This is a genomic window from Christensenella intestinihominis (assembly GCF_001678845.1).
Classification (GTDB): domain Bacteria; phylum Bacillota; class Clostridia; order Christensenellales; family Christensenellaceae; genus Christensenella; species Christensenella intestinihominis.
Genome location: NZ_MAIQ01000002.1, coordinates 149,409 through 166,002, shown reverse-complemented (window position 1 = coordinate 166,002; position 16,594 = coordinate 149,409). Strand labels below are relative to the sequence as shown.

Below are 16,594 nucleotides of genomic sequence, written 5' to 3'. Positions count from 1 at the left end.
GAATTCCGCCGCAGGCGGGAAAGAAGGCCCCCTGGGGGGCGGCCCCTACGGTGAATGTTCCGGGGCGGGTGTATCGCCGGGGCTTCAACGGTAAATATACCGTGGGCGGTGTAGGGGCGGCATAATATGCCGCTCGCAAACAGGACGCAATCGCGGTCATAAGCGCATATGTTTCCCCAGCGGATGTAGGGGCCGCATAGTATGCGGCCTGCAAATAGAACACAACAGCCGCCATAGGACGATCATAAGAATAGAACGAGGTAGTGAAATGAAAGTAAAATGGGTAAAACACAATGCAGGAAATAACCGCATACCCCTGAGAAATGGCTCAACCACGCGGAAAATCGGGGCGCTTAAATAACGGATATATCAATCGGTTTTGCGAGCGCCAATATGCGCGAAGCAAAACAACTTTGAACGAGGGGATCACTTAAGGGGGAACGTGTTTCCCCCTTAAGGAAGCGAACGGAGAGAGCGCGGCAGGGCAGGAGCGCAAACAAAGAGGTAACCAAGATGAGAGAAAAATGGAAAGAACGGGCAGTAAACAATAACCGCGAACCCCTGAGAAATGGCTCAACCACGCGGAAAATCGGGGGGGGGGGGAACTCTCCGTAAGACCTTATGCACCGCCCTCGCAATGGTGATCGCGGTGGGCGCGGTGATGGTGGTGGCCCCAAAAACGGCACGGGCGGAGACGTGGTCGGGTACCGGCAGTATGAATAAGTATACTATCACTCTTAGTCCGAACTCGTATACGCCGGGCGGCTCGAAGACACTGACGATAGATTCATCTACAGCAGCATTTTACGGCGTTTACGCATATATATCCACTTACTCTGGAGGAAAAGATACTGAAATATTATATGCTTTTAGGGACATAAAAAGTGTTCAATTACCCGAAAGCTATGAAGGCAAATATTTAACACTTGTTAATCAGGGCAACATCATCGCCTCCGTCCAGCTTATCTACGACAACACACCGCCCACAATCAGCGGCGCGGGGCAGAACACGAGTTCGTGGGCGACGAGCAAGACAATCAGCGCGACAGTGGCGGACAGCGGGATTGGCGTAGACCGGGTGTTCTGGTCCACAAGCAGCGGAGCGACGTCGGGCACGAGCATGAGCCGCACGAGCGGCAGCACGGCAAGCGGGGTATATACCTCGGGTTCGCTCACAAGCGCGGGGACGTACTACATCGTGGCGTACGACAAGGGAAACAACCGCTCGCAGACGAGCGTGTCGGTCACGAACATTGACCGCACGGGGCCGACGGTTTCAGGGGGTAAGCAGGATACAACGGACTGGGCGACGGAAACGACGATCAGCGCGACAGCGGCGGACAGCCAGTCGGGGGTATCGCAGGTGATCTGGTCGACATCTTCGAGCGCGACGAGCGGGAACGCGATGACCCGGACAAGCGGCAGCGCGGCGAGCGGGGTGTATACCTCGACAGGCAAGATCACGGCAAACGGGACGTATTACATCCGCGCGAAGGACGCGCTGGGGAACTGGGGAACGGCGCAGAAGGTCGTGGTGGATAAGATTGACGACAAAGCCCCGGTGATCGTAAACGTGGCAATCGACCCGCCGGATGGGTTTGTGGGGAGCAGATGGGTCAAGGCGGAGATCACAGACGCGGGAATCGGCGTGGACGACGCGCGGGTGTTCCTCACAACGAACGTAGATGAGACGGATGAAACCAAGGGGCTTTTGCTCACGAAGGACGCGGACGGGAAATACAGCATCGAGATGGCGGTGGAAGGGACGTACTACATCGTGGCTTACGACAAGCTGGGGAACCGGACGCGCTCAAGCGCAATCGTAATCAAGGACCTCGACGGGGACCCGCCGGTGATGACGAAAATCCAATGCAGGAATACAAGCAAGGGGTTTGAGGTCAGTTTTATGCTCGAGGACGCATACACGGGCGTGGATAACAACACAGTGAAATACGGCGCAGACCCGGCAGGGCCGGGGACGGCGGCGATTGCATACAACAGTTTGAAAAACGAATATTCGTTCATCCTCCCGGCTGACGGGACGGATTACTGGATATTCGCTTCGGACAAAGCGGGGAACGCGATGGTCCCTGTGCAGGTGCCGCGGCTGTGGCTGCCGCACGTGACGGATACGGGAGTTTACACGAACGACGGGGAGACAGGCGAAGACATTAAGGACGGAGAAGTGGGAATCGAGACGTACGGTTACATCGGGGAGATACCGAAAACGGGGGTGGACATTGACGGCGACGGCACGGTGGACGCGATCGCCCCGGAGAGCGACATCATCGATGTGACGGTGCCGATGAGCGTGATGATGTACGCGTCGTGGGATAATTTCAGCGAAAAGAAGAACTTTGTGGCTCCTTCCAGCCTTGTGGTGAACAACAACCTCACGGCCCCGGTGAAGGTGGAGATCACGGGGTTCGAGCCGGAATCGCCCGCGGGAACGATCAACCTCGCCCCGATGGACGCGGTGAAGGACGACAGCGACATCGGCGTGCTGGTAAAGCCCGCGGGAAGCGGCGGAGCGGTAACGTTCCTGCCGACGGACATCACGGCGGTAAGCGAGAGTTCGCCGCTGGTGATAGGGACTTTGAACGGCGGCGAAGGGATGTTTTACACCTTCGAGGGAGATTACGGCAAGGGGCTTGTGCAGTACCACAAGAACGAACAGCTGGTCTGCAAGAGCGTATTCCGGTTTTCGAGGGGCTGAGGCGCTATGGATTCCAGGGGAGCCGCCAGGGGCGGCGGCCCGTGAAGGGCATATCGGTAAAATAACAAAAGAAAGGCAGAGGAAAAATGGAGGACAGGGTAACAACGCAGGAAGTGCTGGAAAAAACATTCAGCAAAAAGTTCAACGGTTACGACCCGGTGGAAGTAGACGAATTTTTGGACGATATCCTGAAAACAATGGAGGATATGGAACAGGAGCTTGCCAGATACCGGGAGGGCGGCGAAAAGGAGACCTACAAGCCGCAGGGCCCGGATTTCGGCGACGTTTTGAACTTGGGCGGCAAGCAGGCGGCGGCGCTGGTGGAACAGGCGGAGGCGCGGGCGCAGGAAATTATGAGCGCAACAACGGCAAACGCCACGATGATTGTGGAAAGCGCGCAAAACCGGGCGAAGGAATTGAGCGAGGAAGCGCGGCGCTGTGAAAGGCGCATCCGGGATTTACGGCTGACGCTGTATGAATTTACCAAGGACCAGATAGAACTCTTTGACCAGAAGATCGAGCGGGCGTATACGGCAGACCAGGACGAGAAGCCCGGGTTATTCCAGCAGGAGGAAGCAAAATCTGAATACGACCGGGCGATGAGCAGGTCGGACGAATTTTTAAGGACGCTGCGCAATGAAGAAATGGAGCGTGTGCCGCACGTATCGTCGCTGATCGGCAGCATGCAGGACGGCGGGGAGAGCAGATGAACGCAATTTGGCTGACAGCGGCCGTTACGGCAGCGGCGGTTATTGTCGGGTTAATTGCCGCCCGCGGAAACCGGGCCTTGCAACTGGGCCTGCTGGCGACTTTTTTGCTGGGCGGCGTTTCGGCGCTGGTAATCACCCTATATACGCGGGACTATGGATTCAGTATTTATGTGGGGATTGCCGCCGTCTTAGCGGCAGTATTATCCTGCCTGACCGGATATTTGCTCCACAAAACAATCAGCCGGTGCGAGAGAAGGAAGCAAAGGCAGGCCGGGCAGGAGGATATGGAGCGGGAATGAGTAAGAAAAAACATGTGCGGGGGCTTTTTTTCGCAGTCCTGCTGGCGCTTATCCTGTCTGTCCCGTTTACGGCCTACGCCAAAACGTATGTGGACGAAAACGGCGGTTTCAGCATCGAAATCCCGGAGGGGGCGAATATATATTATTACACCCCGACGGACACAAACATGACGGGGGCGCTGCTGGAAAGCGCGCAGGCGGGCTCGGCGGATACAAAGCTTTTGATCGGGGCATACAACGCGGAGAATGTCCTCGGTTATTCGATGAAGGTGGAGGTGACCGCCGCCGAAGGGGAAGACCCGCTTGCCGCGAGGCTGGAAGGAATCCGCGAAGCGCAGGCGGAAGAATACCTTTTTGCGGACGCCGCGGATACGGAAGCGGGCGGGCAGCCCGCAAAGGTACTCGAGGGGACGAGCACCAAGGACCCGGGCTACAGCACGAGGATCACGGCCTTTGAAAACAAGGGAAGCGTGGTCTGCGTGACGGTGATCTATAAGAACGACGACGCGGCATATTTGCAGCAGGCGGAGGGCGTGCTGGGCAGTATGGCGTTTGGGGAGGCGGCAACCCCGCCGCCCGTACCTACGGAAACCCCTGCTCCAACGGAGGCGGCCCCGGCGGAACCAACCGCCCAGCCGGAAGCCACGCAAACGGCGCGGGCGACCTCGCGGCCGATCGAGGAACAGGATTTGCAGCCCATGCCGCAGGAGACGGCGGCGGGCGGCCTTGACCTTAACGGTATTTCGTGGCTGGGGCTGTCGGTAAAAACGCTGCTTATGATCCTCGCGGCGCTTGTTGCGGCGATCATCGTGGTGATCGTGCTGATCGCCAGGAATTGCAGGAAGCACAGGAAAACAAAGGAAATGCGGCTGGAAACGGGAGCGAGAAGCGGCCGTGCCGGGCGGAAGGCCGCGCCGGAAACGAAGAAGAGGAAAAAGGGAACCAGGTTCAAACCGTGAACAGTTTGACGGGTATGGATGCGAAAGAATATGAGGAAGGAAAATGAATAAACGGGAATTAATCGGCAGGATTGCCGCACAAACGGGATATCCGCTGATCGAGGTGGAAAAGGTTGTCGACCATGTTGTCAAGGTGACGATAGAAACGCTGTATGAAGGACGGGACGTGGTTATCACGGGGTTCGGGAAATTTGAAATGCGCAAGCGGCAGGCACGGCGCGGGGTGAATCCGCGGACCAACGAGCCGATTTTGATTCCTGAATCGGAATATATCGCGTTCCGGCAGAGCAACACCATGCGGGAAAAGATTCGGAACCGCTGAGGAAGGGCAAAGGAAATGCCGGGAAGCAGGAAACGCTATTTTAAACAAATCATATCGTTTTTAATCGCGGCGGTTATTGTCGTTTCAATGGCCGGTCTTTCCTATGCGAATGAAACAGCGCCGGAGGGCGCGGCGGAAGAAGCCGCCTTCATTGAAATGGAAGAAAACGGCGGTTCCGGGCAGGACGGGGAAGCAGGGCAGGTTCCAGACGACGACCCGGAGCCGGAAGCCACCAGCGGCCCGGAGGAGAGCATGCCGCCCGGGGAGGCGGAAAACGGCGGGGCAGACGCGCCGGAAGAAACCCCGGACAGCTCCGCGCCGCCCGGAGAGGACGCGCCGGGAAAAACGGAAGCTGCGGACGGGCTCGTGGCCGAACCCACCGCCGGGCAGCCGGAAGCCGGAAATGGGGAACAGGCGGAAACGGAAAACGGCGGTTTGGAACCAACGCAGCCGGAAGCGGTTGACCCGGTGTTCCCCGCGGCTTTGGAACCGTCGCCCGCCCCGGATTTCCTTCCCCTGACGCTCGAACGCGGCGATACCTCCGCAGGTAACGCCACAGATACGGACGCGCCGGAGATCGAGCTGGTGATGTCGTACTTTTATGATCCCGAACTGCGCCGGGTAGAGAGTTATGACCCGGCGTTCCGGGAGGACGTATATTTCTGGGACGAGGACGGGAACCTGCTGGACGGCGGGGTCCGCTACCGGTCGGCCGGGCTGGCTTTGCCCGGCGAAACCACCTATGATATCGTTTACCCGCGCAGTGAACAGCCGTGCTTCAGCCTTATTATGAGCGACAGCGGAAGCGGCCTTGCGGAAAAGGATTTCGGCGGGACGCAGTCCCCGTATTTTGAATACTTGCTGAGCCGGACGCCGCTCACGCGGGAACAGCTTGAAGCCGCGGCGGGCTGGAAAACGGTCCGCGCGTTTGAAACGGGTGTGGGCCAGAATGACGGCGAGGGCCGGTGGATTATCTATGCGCGGGCGTTTGACAAGGCGGGGAATGCGGCCTATGTAAGCTCGCCGGGCTATGTGCAGGACAACAGCGGGCCGGCTGCGACGGATATTGCGTATACGGCGGAAAACGAAACGGCGGACGGCTGGGCGAAAAGCCGCACGGTCACCTTTCGCCTGGGCGACCCGGAGCTTGCGGACGGCACGCCGGGGCTGGGGCTCGACGAAGGGAAGGTATATATCCACAACACAACGTCGGGGTCGGCAAACGCGAACCTTTCCGCATACGGCCTTGCGCCGCGGCAGAACGGCGACGGGACGTGGAGCGTGACCGTCGGAATCTGGCCGACGAACGCGGAGATGAGTGTTACGGCGTACGACAGAGCGGTCAACCATGATTTCACGGGGGCGGCGAGCGGGCCGAACGTGCGGCAGAACAGGGGTTTTGTATTGGACAGGATCGATTCCGTCCCGCCCGCCATAGAGAGCCTCGCGGTAGGGCAGGAGGACGTATGGACGCGGGAAAAGACGGTTTCCGCGGTTGTTTCGGATTCCGCGGTGAAGATGGAATCCAAAACGGGGATTGACGACGGGGGTAAGCTGTTCACATATCCCGTTCCCGGCGAAACTGTGGCGGGGAGCGGCGTCGGAAGCGTATTTATCTGCGAAAACAAGGATGCGGGGCCGGAGGACGAAAACAGCGTTCCCGCCAGCGCGAGCCTGGATTTGGACGGACAGGCGTTCCAGGCGAAGGTCGACCGCAACGGCACGTATTACCTGGTTGCCACCGACAGGGTCGGCAACCGGAGCGAACAGATGTTTACGGTCACGACGATCGACAGTACAAAGCCAACGGTGATGGAGGTCTCGCACACGCCGGAGACAACGGAGGAAGGATATTTGAGCCAAACGGACTATATCCTCGAGGTTTCGGGCATTTCAGACGAGAAGGAAGCGGGCGTGCCGGGAACGGTCACGGGCGTGTGGTACGGGACGGAAAACGACGTGGGCAAGGCGGCGCCGGTCCGGGAGTATGCCGCGAATTCACCGGACTGCACGATCCCGGTAACGCCGCCGGACGGCGCGACGACATATTATGTATGGGCGGAGGACGAATTCGGGAATTTCAGCGAGCCTGCCGGCACGACGATTTATAAGGATACGGCCGCGCCGCACACCGGGCAGCCGTACGCCGACCCCGGCGGATGGACGAACAAAGACGAGGTCACGCTTACCGTACCGGGCGTTGTGGATGCGGCAAGCGGGATAAAAGCGGTGCTGTATGCGGAACAGCCGATCACGCGCGAAGGGGACGGGACGGAAATGGCGTACGCGGACGGGACAGCCACGGTTACCGTCACACCGGCAGGGGAAGGGGTTCACACCTATTATTTCCGCGCCATAGACAAGGCGGGAAATATGGGCGCGGAAAAGACGGTGAATGTTTCCATCGACCGATCCGCGCCGTCGGGCAGCATCAAGGAGGGAAAGAATGCGTGGCAGGGGTTCCTCGATGTCATCACCTTCGGGCAATACCACAGGGAAGACGCGACCTTTACGGTTGAGGCGGAGGAACCCGGAACGCAGGAGGGCCGCGCGAGCGGAATGGCCTCCATCGAATATTATGTGCGCGAGGCGGCGGCCGACGCGGATACGCTGAACGAACCGAAAGAGCGGTTCATGGAAGCGTCGAAGGACTGGGAATGGAAAACGTATACGCCCGCGACGGATATCTCCATTCCCGTCGATCCGAACGCGAAGCGGGTGGTTTATGCAAAACTGGCGGACCGCGCAGGCAACGTGACCTACATCAGCAGCGAGGGAGCGGTTTTTGATAATACGCCCCCGGCTGTTTCGGGGCTGGCCCAAACCGCGGGGGATGGCATGTGCGTGATTTCCTTTCAAATTACGGACAACGTTTCCGGCGTGGACGAGGCGAGCGTGAAATATGGGGAAACGGCGGACGGCAGCGGGGCGCTTGTCCCCATACCGGGCAGCGGGCCGGGAAGCTACGCGCTTTCGGTCCCCATGGACGGGAAAGCATATTACATTTATGCCGCGGACCGTGCGGGCAACGCAATGACCCCGCTTAAAACAGAGGCGGCAAAAGCGGCGGCAGGGGAAGCGGACGGCAACAAGCCTATGGATCATCCTACGCCGAAAACCGGGGATGAACGGGGCATGGAGGAATATTACCTGATGGGGCTGGCGGCGCTGGCTGTGCTGGCGGTATGCGCAGGCTATCTCTTATGCAATAAGAAGAAAACAGGCGGAAACCGGTAACAGGGAAGAGATATGGAAAGAAACAAAAGGCGGCTTCTGGCCGCGGTCATTATTGGAATCATGACGCTGCTGCCGGTGACGGGGCTGGCGGCGGATTTACCGCTGAGCCTGCCCGCCGAAACGGGGGAAGCCGTTCCGGAGCAGGCAGGGGTCAAAAAGGGCTTTGTTTTGTGCGACACGCAGTTAAGGAAGCTCCCGGAAATGCAGGCGCCCGCAATCGGGCAGGCAAAGATCGGCCAGGAGGTTGAGGTCCACGCCGTCAACGTCAACGGACAATGGGACGCCATCATGACGGAGGACGGAGACATGGCGTATATCCACAGCGCGGCGGTGTCCGTGAGCGCGCCGACCTATTCCAAAGACGACCCGGCGGACATCCACATTACCGACGGCGGGGAAAACGGATATCCGGGCGAGGCGTATAACGACAAGGATTATTTGAGCCTGATCAATGAGGCGCAGAAATATATTGGGTTTCCCTATGTGTTTGGCGGCTCAACGCCTGAAACGTCGTTTGATTGCAGCGGGTTCGTGTGCTGGAGCCTCAACCATTCGGGAGTATACGAGATCGAGCGGACGGACGCGCAGAGCCTGTATAACCACTGCACGGAGGTGTCCCGCGAGGAGGCACGCCCGGGCGACCTGGTGTTTTTCCAGGGGACGTACGAAACGCCCAACACGGTGACGCACGTCGCGATTTACGTGGGGAACGGGTATATGCTGCACGCGGGCAAGCCGATTGGCTACAGCAGCATGGAAACGGATTACTGGCAGGCGCATTTCTATGCGTTCGGCAGGCTGGGAGACTGAAACGGCGGCGGGAGAGAGCGGTTGGAAGCCAAGGCGATAAGGGCCGGATGGGTGAAAATGAAGATCAGGGATGAAGTGAGGCTGGAGCCTTCGGATATTGTACAGCTAAAGAAAATGCCGGCGTTCCTGCGCGCGCACAGCATGCGCGTGGGGGTATATGCGCGGATGCTTGCCGTAAAGGCCCGCTATGCAAAAACACAGGAGGATGCAGATTTTGTGTACAGGGCCGCCATATTCCATGACGTTGGGAAGGACACGGTTTCGAGCGGGCTTTATATGAAAGAGGAACCTTTATCCGAGCAGGAATGGAACGCCATACGCCAGCACGTATTGATTGGGACGGGCGTTATTTCCGGGATGCGGGACAAGCAGAAGGACAAATACTTCTGGGATATGGCGGCGGATGCCTGCCGGTATCATCATGAAAAATGGGATGGAAGCGGATACCTGTGCGGTTTGAAAGGGGAAACCATTCCGCTGATTGCAAGGATTGTGGCGCTTGCCGATTCCTTTGACGCGATGCTGGACGACAGGTGCTATTCGCCTAAGGTATTGTGCAAAGATGCGTTTGCTGAAATCCGCAGGTGTTCCGGAACGCAGTTCGATCCTTTCCTGGCCGAAATTTTTTGCAGTATGGAAGACCAGCTGGTTGAGCTGCAGGACCGCTGCGACATGATGAAAAACCGAAAAATATACCGGGAAGAAAAACCAGAATAAAACTGTATGGATGCCGGGCTGCAAAACAAGCAAGGCCGGAGCTATTACCGGAAACCGGGCAACGCGCAAAAGGCGCGGAAATGGAGAGAATGGTTATATGATCAGAATACCGTTAAGGATAGGCTACGCATTGCGTATTTTACAGTATATGGACAAACAGGACCGGCGGGCGGTCAATGCGGCGGATTTATCGGAAATTGTCGACGTCTCTTATTTGTATATGATGAAGGTTCTCGGGACGCTGAGGAACGCGAATATTATTGAATCTTTGCAGGGACGTTATGGCGGATACCGGCTGGCCCGGGATGCGTCCGAGATGACGGTGTTTGACATCGTTATTGCGGTGGAGGGAGAAGTTGTGCTGTATAAGCGGCATTCGGGCAGCGATGATGAAATTGTGATAAAGGAATACTTTGACCAAATCGAAGCCCTGATGATTTCGGAGATGCAAAAGACAACGCTGCGGGATTTATTCAACGGGCTGGCCGCGGGTAAGGAAAAGCCGGTTGCAATCTAAAAGCCCCGGGACGGGAAAAAGAGGCGCGCCATAAAAGACGGTTGGCGGGGAGAAAAGTGCAGGGGTACAACATTTTATGGAAAAGCGGAGAGCGGCGGAAAACAGGGTTTTGTTTTGCGACTGGATCAATGAATGCATGGAAGCAAACACCCTGTCGGGCGAAGACGGATATACGGTAAAAACATATTTTACATATGCGTTTGACATTGACCGGCATATCCTGCCATATTTTGTTGGATATTATGTTGATGAGATAACGCGGGAAACAATCGATGCGTTTATCGATGAAAAACTTGCATCGGGAAGGCTTGACCATACCGGAGGGCTGTCGCCAAGCGTGACCCGTAAACTTGTTATTATCATCAGGAGGGTGATGGAGGAGGCCTGCGCAAAGGGATTGATCCAAAGCAACCCCTGTAATGGAGCGAACCTTCCCAGGCTGCCGGAAAGCCGTATTTGCCAGCTTGACGACAATCAATTCAGCAGGGTTAAGGAAACGGTGCTTCAATCGGAACGGGAATATGCGCTCTGCATCCTGGTGCTGCGGGATACAGGAATTTCCGTGGGCGAGGGCTGCGGATTATATTGGGAGGATTTCCGTTACCGGGAATGCGATCTGCACGTCCACAGGACGGCGCAGAGGATTTTTAATCCCAAAAGCACATCGGGCAGCAGCACAATGATGACCTGCAGCGAACTGACGGGGGCAAAGGACCGGTATGTGCCTGTCCCCGCATATTTGGCGGATATTCTCAGGAACCGCAAATATGACATGCGTGCGAAGGACCATGAACCGATCTTCTCGCAGGCGGACGGGAAGCCGCGCGATCCAAAATCGGTCCAAAGCCTTTTTTGGGAAATTGCAAAGAAATTGGAGCTTCCGTCGAAGCGCCTGCGGATATTAAGGGATACATATGCGATCAAGGCAATCAAAAACGGTATGAATTTAAGCGACCTTGCGGAAATTATGGGAATCGACAGCGAAGCAAAATTGCGCAAGCGGTATGAACCGTTTGTTGAATTCTCGTCGGAATCACGCAAGCGGCTGGCCGTTGAACGCATTTTTGGACTTTAGGGCGTGAAAATAGTTTGCGGAAGTGGAGCAAGAAAAAGCCCCCGCTTCCGCGAGGGTTTTGAAATCACGGAATTTGCCGCGACGTGGCGCACCTAACAGGATTTGAACCTGTGGCCTACCGCTTAGGAGAACTATACTACCAATGATACCGGGTATTATGAAGTAGTCTGTAATGCACCATAGTTCCCTTGCTAATCACATAATCGGATAGTCGGAGTGATACGGAGTTATATTAAGTACGTTGTAATTCCTTTTTTGCTAACTTTTTTGGGTTAGCATTGTTAGCCAGCGTGGCAGAAGAGATTAAGCATTCGATTCCATATAATGTGTTATCTTACTATATGCGATTCCTCCTGTTGTAATGAAAATTATCTTGTATGACAAATGCAAGTGATTGATTATGATACAGACTATAAGAACGATCGATTTATACCTAACCATTAAAAATGTCCTTGGAAAGGCCAAACCCCGCACAATATTATTGTCATGTTACGGTAGTGACATAAATAATATGTATTTTTGCATTGACACGCACTATTTTTAATGTTACTATTTGTTTAGGACAAGAAAAACCCTCATTAACAGCGACAACTGTTTAAAGAGGGCTCTCTCGTTAGACTATTCGTTTAAGTAATTATCGCATGATGCGGTTGATTTGTCAACGAGAGCCTGTCACTTTAAGGGAAGGAGGACAAATCAATGCGTTTTTATGTAAACAAAAATGCCCAGAACAATGGCGATCATGAAGTTCATCGCGCGATATGCAACTGGCTCCCAGAACCTGAGAATCGCCAATATCTAGGCGACTTTGCCGCATCGCAAGATGCGGTTCGGGAAGCAAAGAAGTATTATAGCCAAGTGAATGGCTGCTACTACTGCTGCTTGGAGACACATACTTCCTAAAAAGAAGTGATGAGAGGCCCGCCTTCCCTTAGGGGGCGGGTCTCTTGTTCTAAAAGGGGGTGACGAACACGAAGTATCGAAAGCTTTCTGAACTTGCAGAAATTCAAAGCGGGCTTGTTTTGAGCAGAAAAGAAGTTAAAAACAATTCTACTCTAGCTGTCGAGTACAGAAATCTCAATTTGCGTTCGATCAATGATGACGGTAGCATTAACGTACAACTATTGGATCGGTACCTTGCAAGTGAAAAACTTGAAGAACAGTTTATAACCGGAATAAATGATATTATTCTTCGACTTTTCCCGCCATTTTGCCCGGTATTCATAACAAAAACGTTAACAGGTTTCGTGGTGCCATCCCAATTTGCCATTATTCGGCTTCAAAACGATGTGCTTCTCCCTGAGTTTTTATGTTGCTATCTTGCTCATCGTAACATTTTGGAAGTGCTGGCTATTCGTGAAAGCGGCCAAACTTCAGGCGGAATAAAAATATCGGCACTATCGGAATTGAATATACCATTGCCTCCTGTGGAGAAGCAAAAGGCAATTGCAACATATAGCGAGATGAATATAAAACAAAAGCAACTTCATTTAGAGCTCATACAGCAATATGACTTAAAAATGGATGCTGTGATCAATAGCGTCATCGGAGGAGAATAGCATGGGAACAACCAAAAAAGATATTGAAAATGCTTTGATGAAATGCGCGGATACTTTGCGCGACACCATTGATGCAGCAAACTATAAGGACTATATTTTACCACTTATGTTTGTGAAGTACCTAAGTGACACATATAACGAGGCTTTGGACGACCTAAAAAAAGAGTATTCTGGCGAGCGGCTTGAGCGTCAAAAACGTTACTTGCCATTTACGATTGCTTCCGATAGTAATTTTCAAACATTGTACGAACAGAGGCATGCCGAAAACATCGGCCAGCAGATCAATCAGGCAATGCGGCAGATCGAAAATGATAATAATCAGCAGTTTGGTGGGGTGCTGTGTACTGTTGACTACAACAGTGAAAATGCCCTTGGCACCAGAGAACACAAAAATGCGCTACTTCGTACGCTGCTCGAAGATTTAATTTCTCTAGATATGAGACCTAGAAGCATTGAACCCGAAGAAGGACAAGTACCCGTTGATGTGGTTGGCGATGCTTATGAATACATGATAGGCCAATTCGCAAGTATGGCAGGGAAAAAGGCGGGCAGTTTCTATACCCCATCAGCTGTTTCTGAAATAATGGCGCGTTTGGTAGATGTACATCCGGGTGACCGAGTATATGACCCAACCTGTGGATCGGGTTCATTACTGATTAAGGCAGCAAAAAAACAAATTGATCCTCTAACCGGTACCAGTTCAGTTTCGATTTTTGGGCAGGAGGTCAATGGTTCGTCGCTAGCTATGGCGCGTATGAATATGTATATCCATGAAATCCGCGACGCAAAAATGGCATGGGGTGACACTCTGGCCAACCCGATGTTCAAGGATGATGATGGTAATCTCATGCTCTTTGATGCCATTGTTGCTAATATGCCATTTTCCAAAGATAAGTGGGCTGCCGGGTTTAACCCTGGTGGCGATACAACAGGAAAAGACCCGAAAACCGGGAAAGCAAAGAAAGAGTTTAAGATGGAAGCCAAGCTGGATAAATTTCATCGTTTCGATTGGGGAGTACCTCCAGCCAGTAAAGGTGACTGGGCATTTTTGCTGCATATGATCCATAGCCTCGCAGTAAATGGGAGAATAGCGGCTATTGCGCCACACGGCGTTTTGTTCCGTGGTGCGTCGGAAGGGCTTATCAGAAAGAGAGTAATTGAAGAGAATCTGTTGGATGCAGTGATCGGTTTGCCTGAGAATGTGTTTTATGGCACAAGCATCCCGGCTTGTATTTTGGTATTTAAGAAGAATCGCAAAAACAGTGATGTGCTGTTTATTGATGCGAGCAAGAAGGATGAAAACGGTAATTTCCGTTATGTGAAGGGCACCAATCAAAATGAACTGACCGAAAAGCATATTCAGGATATTTTGACTGTCTATACCAACCGCCAAGACGTTGAAAAATTTGCTCATTTAGCACCTTTGGAAGAAATCAAAGAAAATGAGTATAACCTTAATATTCCTCGTTATGTGGATACCTTCGAGGAAGAACCACTTGTGGATATTGAACAGGTGAATACAAATATAACCAGACTGAAATTAGAAATTACAGAGGCAGAGAAGAAAATGGATGAATATTTGAAGGAGCTTGGCTTATGAGTGATATTGCGAGATACAGCGATCAAACCTTTGAAAGCATCAAACATTTCAATGAACTGGGAGAGGAATTTTGGTTTGCAAGAGAATTGCAAGAAATACTCGAATACACTGAATGGCGAAACTTTAACAATATTATCAACAAGGCAAAAACAGCTTGCGCGAATAGTGGTGCTGAAATTGAAGACCATTTTGTTGATATCAACAAAATGGTTGAAATCGGCTCGGGCGCAGAGCGTGAAATTGACGATATCATGCTTTCCCGATATGCAGGTTACCTGATTGTCATGAACGGCGATCCCCGCAAAGAAGTCATTGCCGTTGGGCAGATTTACTTTGCTGTGAAAACCAGGCAGCAGGAGTTGATTGATGACAAGTCACTGGCCGAGGCGGCGCAAATGGCCGGGGTAGAGACGCAGCAGTAATATGCGATTTTCCAAAACAAGGGCTATCAGGGTTTACATGGTGGTTGATGTCCGGGAGATTCATGCCCGTAAGGGCTTAAAGAAGGGCCAGAAGATTCTTGGCCATATGGGAAGCACAGAGTTGGCGGCAAATTTGTTTCGCGCCACGCAAACGGATGAGAAACTTCGGCGAGAAAATATTACGGGCAAACAGGCAGCTTACGAAACGTATTATGAAGTAGGTGCCAAGGTTCGCCAGACGATACATGAATTAGGCGGTAACATACCTGAGAATTTGCCTATACCGGAAAAGAGCATTAAGCAGATAGAGCGTGAAACTGAGAAAAAGCGTTTGACTGATGGGAAACTACCGAAGTTAACAAGTAGGATTTGAAATGGATGTGAAAATATGCGTAGCGATATAAAAGAGCGCATTACAGATGTTGCTCAAGGCAAAATGCCGCAAGGTTACACAAAGACTAAGGGATGCTTATATCCGGATGATTGGAAATATAAAAAGTTGAATAGCGAGTTGAGCGAAAACCGTCAACGAAATTATAACAATCATTTTTCTAAAGAAGACGTATTATCTGTGTCTGGAGATTTTGGTGTTGTTAATCAAATTGAGTTGTTAGGGCGATCATATGCGGGCGAATCGGTAGATAATTATCATGTTGTTAATATTGGTGATATCGTATACACAAAAAGTCCTTTAAAAGCGAATCCATATGGGATAATCAAATTGAATTTAGGTATGCCAGGAATTGTATCGACTTTATATGCTGTATATCACTGCAAAAATAATATAGTCGGCAGATATTTAAACTATTACTTTCAAATGGATACCTTTCTAAATAATTACCTTTACCCACTTGTAAAAAAAGGGGCAAAGAATGATATGAAAGTGAATAATGAAGACGTCCTAAAAGGTAAAATTGCATTCCCATCTATCAAGGAACAATGTAAAATTGTAGAAATTCTTAACCAATGCGATAAGATTATTGAGCTAAAACAACAGCTTATAGAGGAAGAACGCAACTGCAAAAAGTGGTTGATGCAAACTTTGCTCTGTGATAAGCAAATATATAAAAAAGTAAAAATTGGGAACATAACAGAAGTGTGTACAGGAGCCACTCCATCAACGAAAGTTCAGGATTATTGGGGTGGAGATATTCGCTGGATGAGTTCTGGAGAGTTAAATTACAAACGTGTGTATGAAGTTGAAAGGCGCATTTCAGAACGAGGTTTGTCAAACTCAGGAACCAAACTCTTGCCTGAAAAATGCGTTTTGGTTGGTTTGGCGGGGCAAGGAAAAACCCGAGGAACTGTTGCGGTCAATTATGTTCCTCTATGCACCAATCAATCGATTGCAGCCATTCTGCCCAGCAAAGACTTTGACACAGAATATTTGTTTTGGAACTTGGAAAACAGATATACCGAATTGCGGATACTTTCCTCGGGAGACGGTGCTAGGGGTGGACTGAACTTAAATATAATCAAAAATATTGTTGTTTATTTGCCTCCGCTTGAGGAGCAGCAACAAATTGCGGACATATTATCTTCCTCGGCTAGAAAGTTAGATTTATTGGAACAAGAACTTGCTCAATGGCAGCAAAAGAAAAAAGCCTTGATGCAACTATTGTTAACCGGAATCGTGCGAGTATCAGTTTAA

General features: G+C 52.2%; 14 protein-coding genes and 1 pseudogene. All 15 read left to right on the top strand.

Annotated elements, in window-relative coordinates:
* Window positions 1-637: 637 nt before the first annotated feature.
* The 15 genes and pseudogenes from BBD38_RS03460 to BBD38_RS03390 all read left to right on the top strand — a co-directional run bounded on the left by BBD38_RS03460 (window position 638) and on the right by BBD38_RS03390 (window position 16,594).
* Window positions 638-2,716 (top strand): hypothetical protein, encoded by a 2,079-nt coding sequence (locus tag BBD38_RS03460; protein WP_066684603.1) that lies wholly within the window; start codon window positions 638-640, stop codon window positions 2,714-2,716.
* Between the two features lie 86 nt (window positions 2,717-2,802).
* Entirely contained in the window at window positions 2,803-3,426 is a 624-nt protein-coding gene (locus BBD38_RS03455) for a DivIVA domain-containing protein (RefSeq protein WP_066684601.1), read from the top strand.
* Entirely contained in the window at window positions 3,423-3,725 is a 303-nt protein-coding gene (locus tag BBD38_RS03450) for a hypothetical protein (RefSeq protein WP_066684598.1), read from the top strand. Before BBD38_RS03455 ends, BBD38_RS03450 begins: the two co-directional genes overlap by 4 nt.
* Window positions 3,722-4,684, top strand: coding sequence for a hypothetical protein (locus tag BBD38_RS03445; protein ID WP_066684595.1), 963 nt, complete (start codon window positions 3,722-3,724; stop codon window positions 4,682-4,684). Before BBD38_RS03450 ends, BBD38_RS03445 begins: the two co-directional genes overlap by 4 nt.
* A 43-nt stretch (window positions 4,685-4,727) precedes the next feature.
* Window positions 4,728-5,006: an HU family DNA-binding protein gene (locus BBD38_RS03440; protein ID WP_066684592.1), complete on the top strand. Its 279-nt coding sequence runs from the start codon at window positions 4,728-4,730 to the stop codon at window positions 5,004-5,006.
* 15 nt (window positions 5,007-5,021) lie between these two features.
* The gene (locus BBD38_RS03435; protein ID WP_066684589.1) at window positions 5,022-8,243 is read left to right on the top strand and encodes an Ig-like domain repeat protein; all 3,222 of its coding nucleotides are present in this window, start codon (window positions 5,022-5,024) and stop codon (window positions 8,241-8,243) included.
* Between the two features lie 12 nt (window positions 8,244-8,255).
* Window positions 8,256-9,053 (top strand): C40 family peptidase, encoded by a 798-nt coding sequence (locus BBD38_RS03430; protein WP_066684586.1) that lies wholly within the window; start codon window positions 8,256-8,258, stop codon window positions 9,051-9,053.
* Window positions 9,054-9,110: 57 nt separating this feature from the next.
* Window positions 9,111-9,770 carry an HD-GYP domain-containing protein gene (locus BBD38_RS03425; RefSeq protein WP_147568061.1) on the top strand — a complete coding sequence of 220 codons (660 nt, stop codon included), beginning with the start codon at window positions 9,111-9,113 and terminating at the stop codon, window positions 9,768-9,770.
* 10 nt (window positions 9,771-9,780) lie between these two features.
* A complete protein-coding gene (locus BBD38_RS03420; protein WP_066684582.1) occupies window positions 9,781-10,287 on the top strand; it encodes an RrF2 family transcriptional regulator in 507 nt (168 codons plus the stop codon).
* Window positions 10,288-10,363: 76 nt separating this feature from the next.
* Window positions 10,364-11,362, top strand: a complete 999-nt coding sequence (locus BBD38_RS03415) for a tyrosine-type recombinase/integrase (protein ID WP_066684580.1) — start codon at window positions 10,364-10,366, stop codon at window positions 11,360-11,362.
* A gap of 699 nt (window positions 11,363-12,061) precedes the next feature.
* Entirely contained in the window at window positions 12,062-12,265 is a 204-nt protein-coding gene (locus BBD38_RS03410) for a hypothetical protein (protein ID WP_066684558.1), read from the top strand.
* A gap of 59 nt (window positions 12,266-12,324) precedes the next feature.
* Window positions 12,325-12,921, top strand: a complete 597-nt coding sequence (locus BBD38_RS03405; RefSeq protein ID WP_066684548.1) for a restriction endonuclease subunit S — start codon at window positions 12,325-12,327, stop codon at window positions 12,919-12,921.
* 1 nt (window position 12,922) lies between these two features.
* The gene (locus BBD38_RS03400; RefSeq protein ID WP_066684536.1) at window positions 12,923-14,521 is read left to right on the top strand and encodes a type I restriction-modification system subunit M; all 1,599 of its coding nucleotides are present in this window, start codon (window positions 12,923-12,925) and stop codon (window positions 14,519-14,521) included.
* Window positions 14,518-15,316, top strand: a pseudogene (locus BBD38_RS15170) (DNA damage-inducible protein D). Before BBD38_RS03400 ends, BBD38_RS15170 begins: the two are co-directional and overlap by 4 nt.
* 15 nt (window positions 15,317-15,331) lie before the next feature.
* Window positions 15,332-16,594, top strand: a complete 1,263-nt coding sequence (locus BBD38_RS03390) for a restriction endonuclease subunit S (RefSeq protein ID WP_066684534.1) — start codon at window positions 15,332-15,334, stop codon at window positions 16,592-16,594.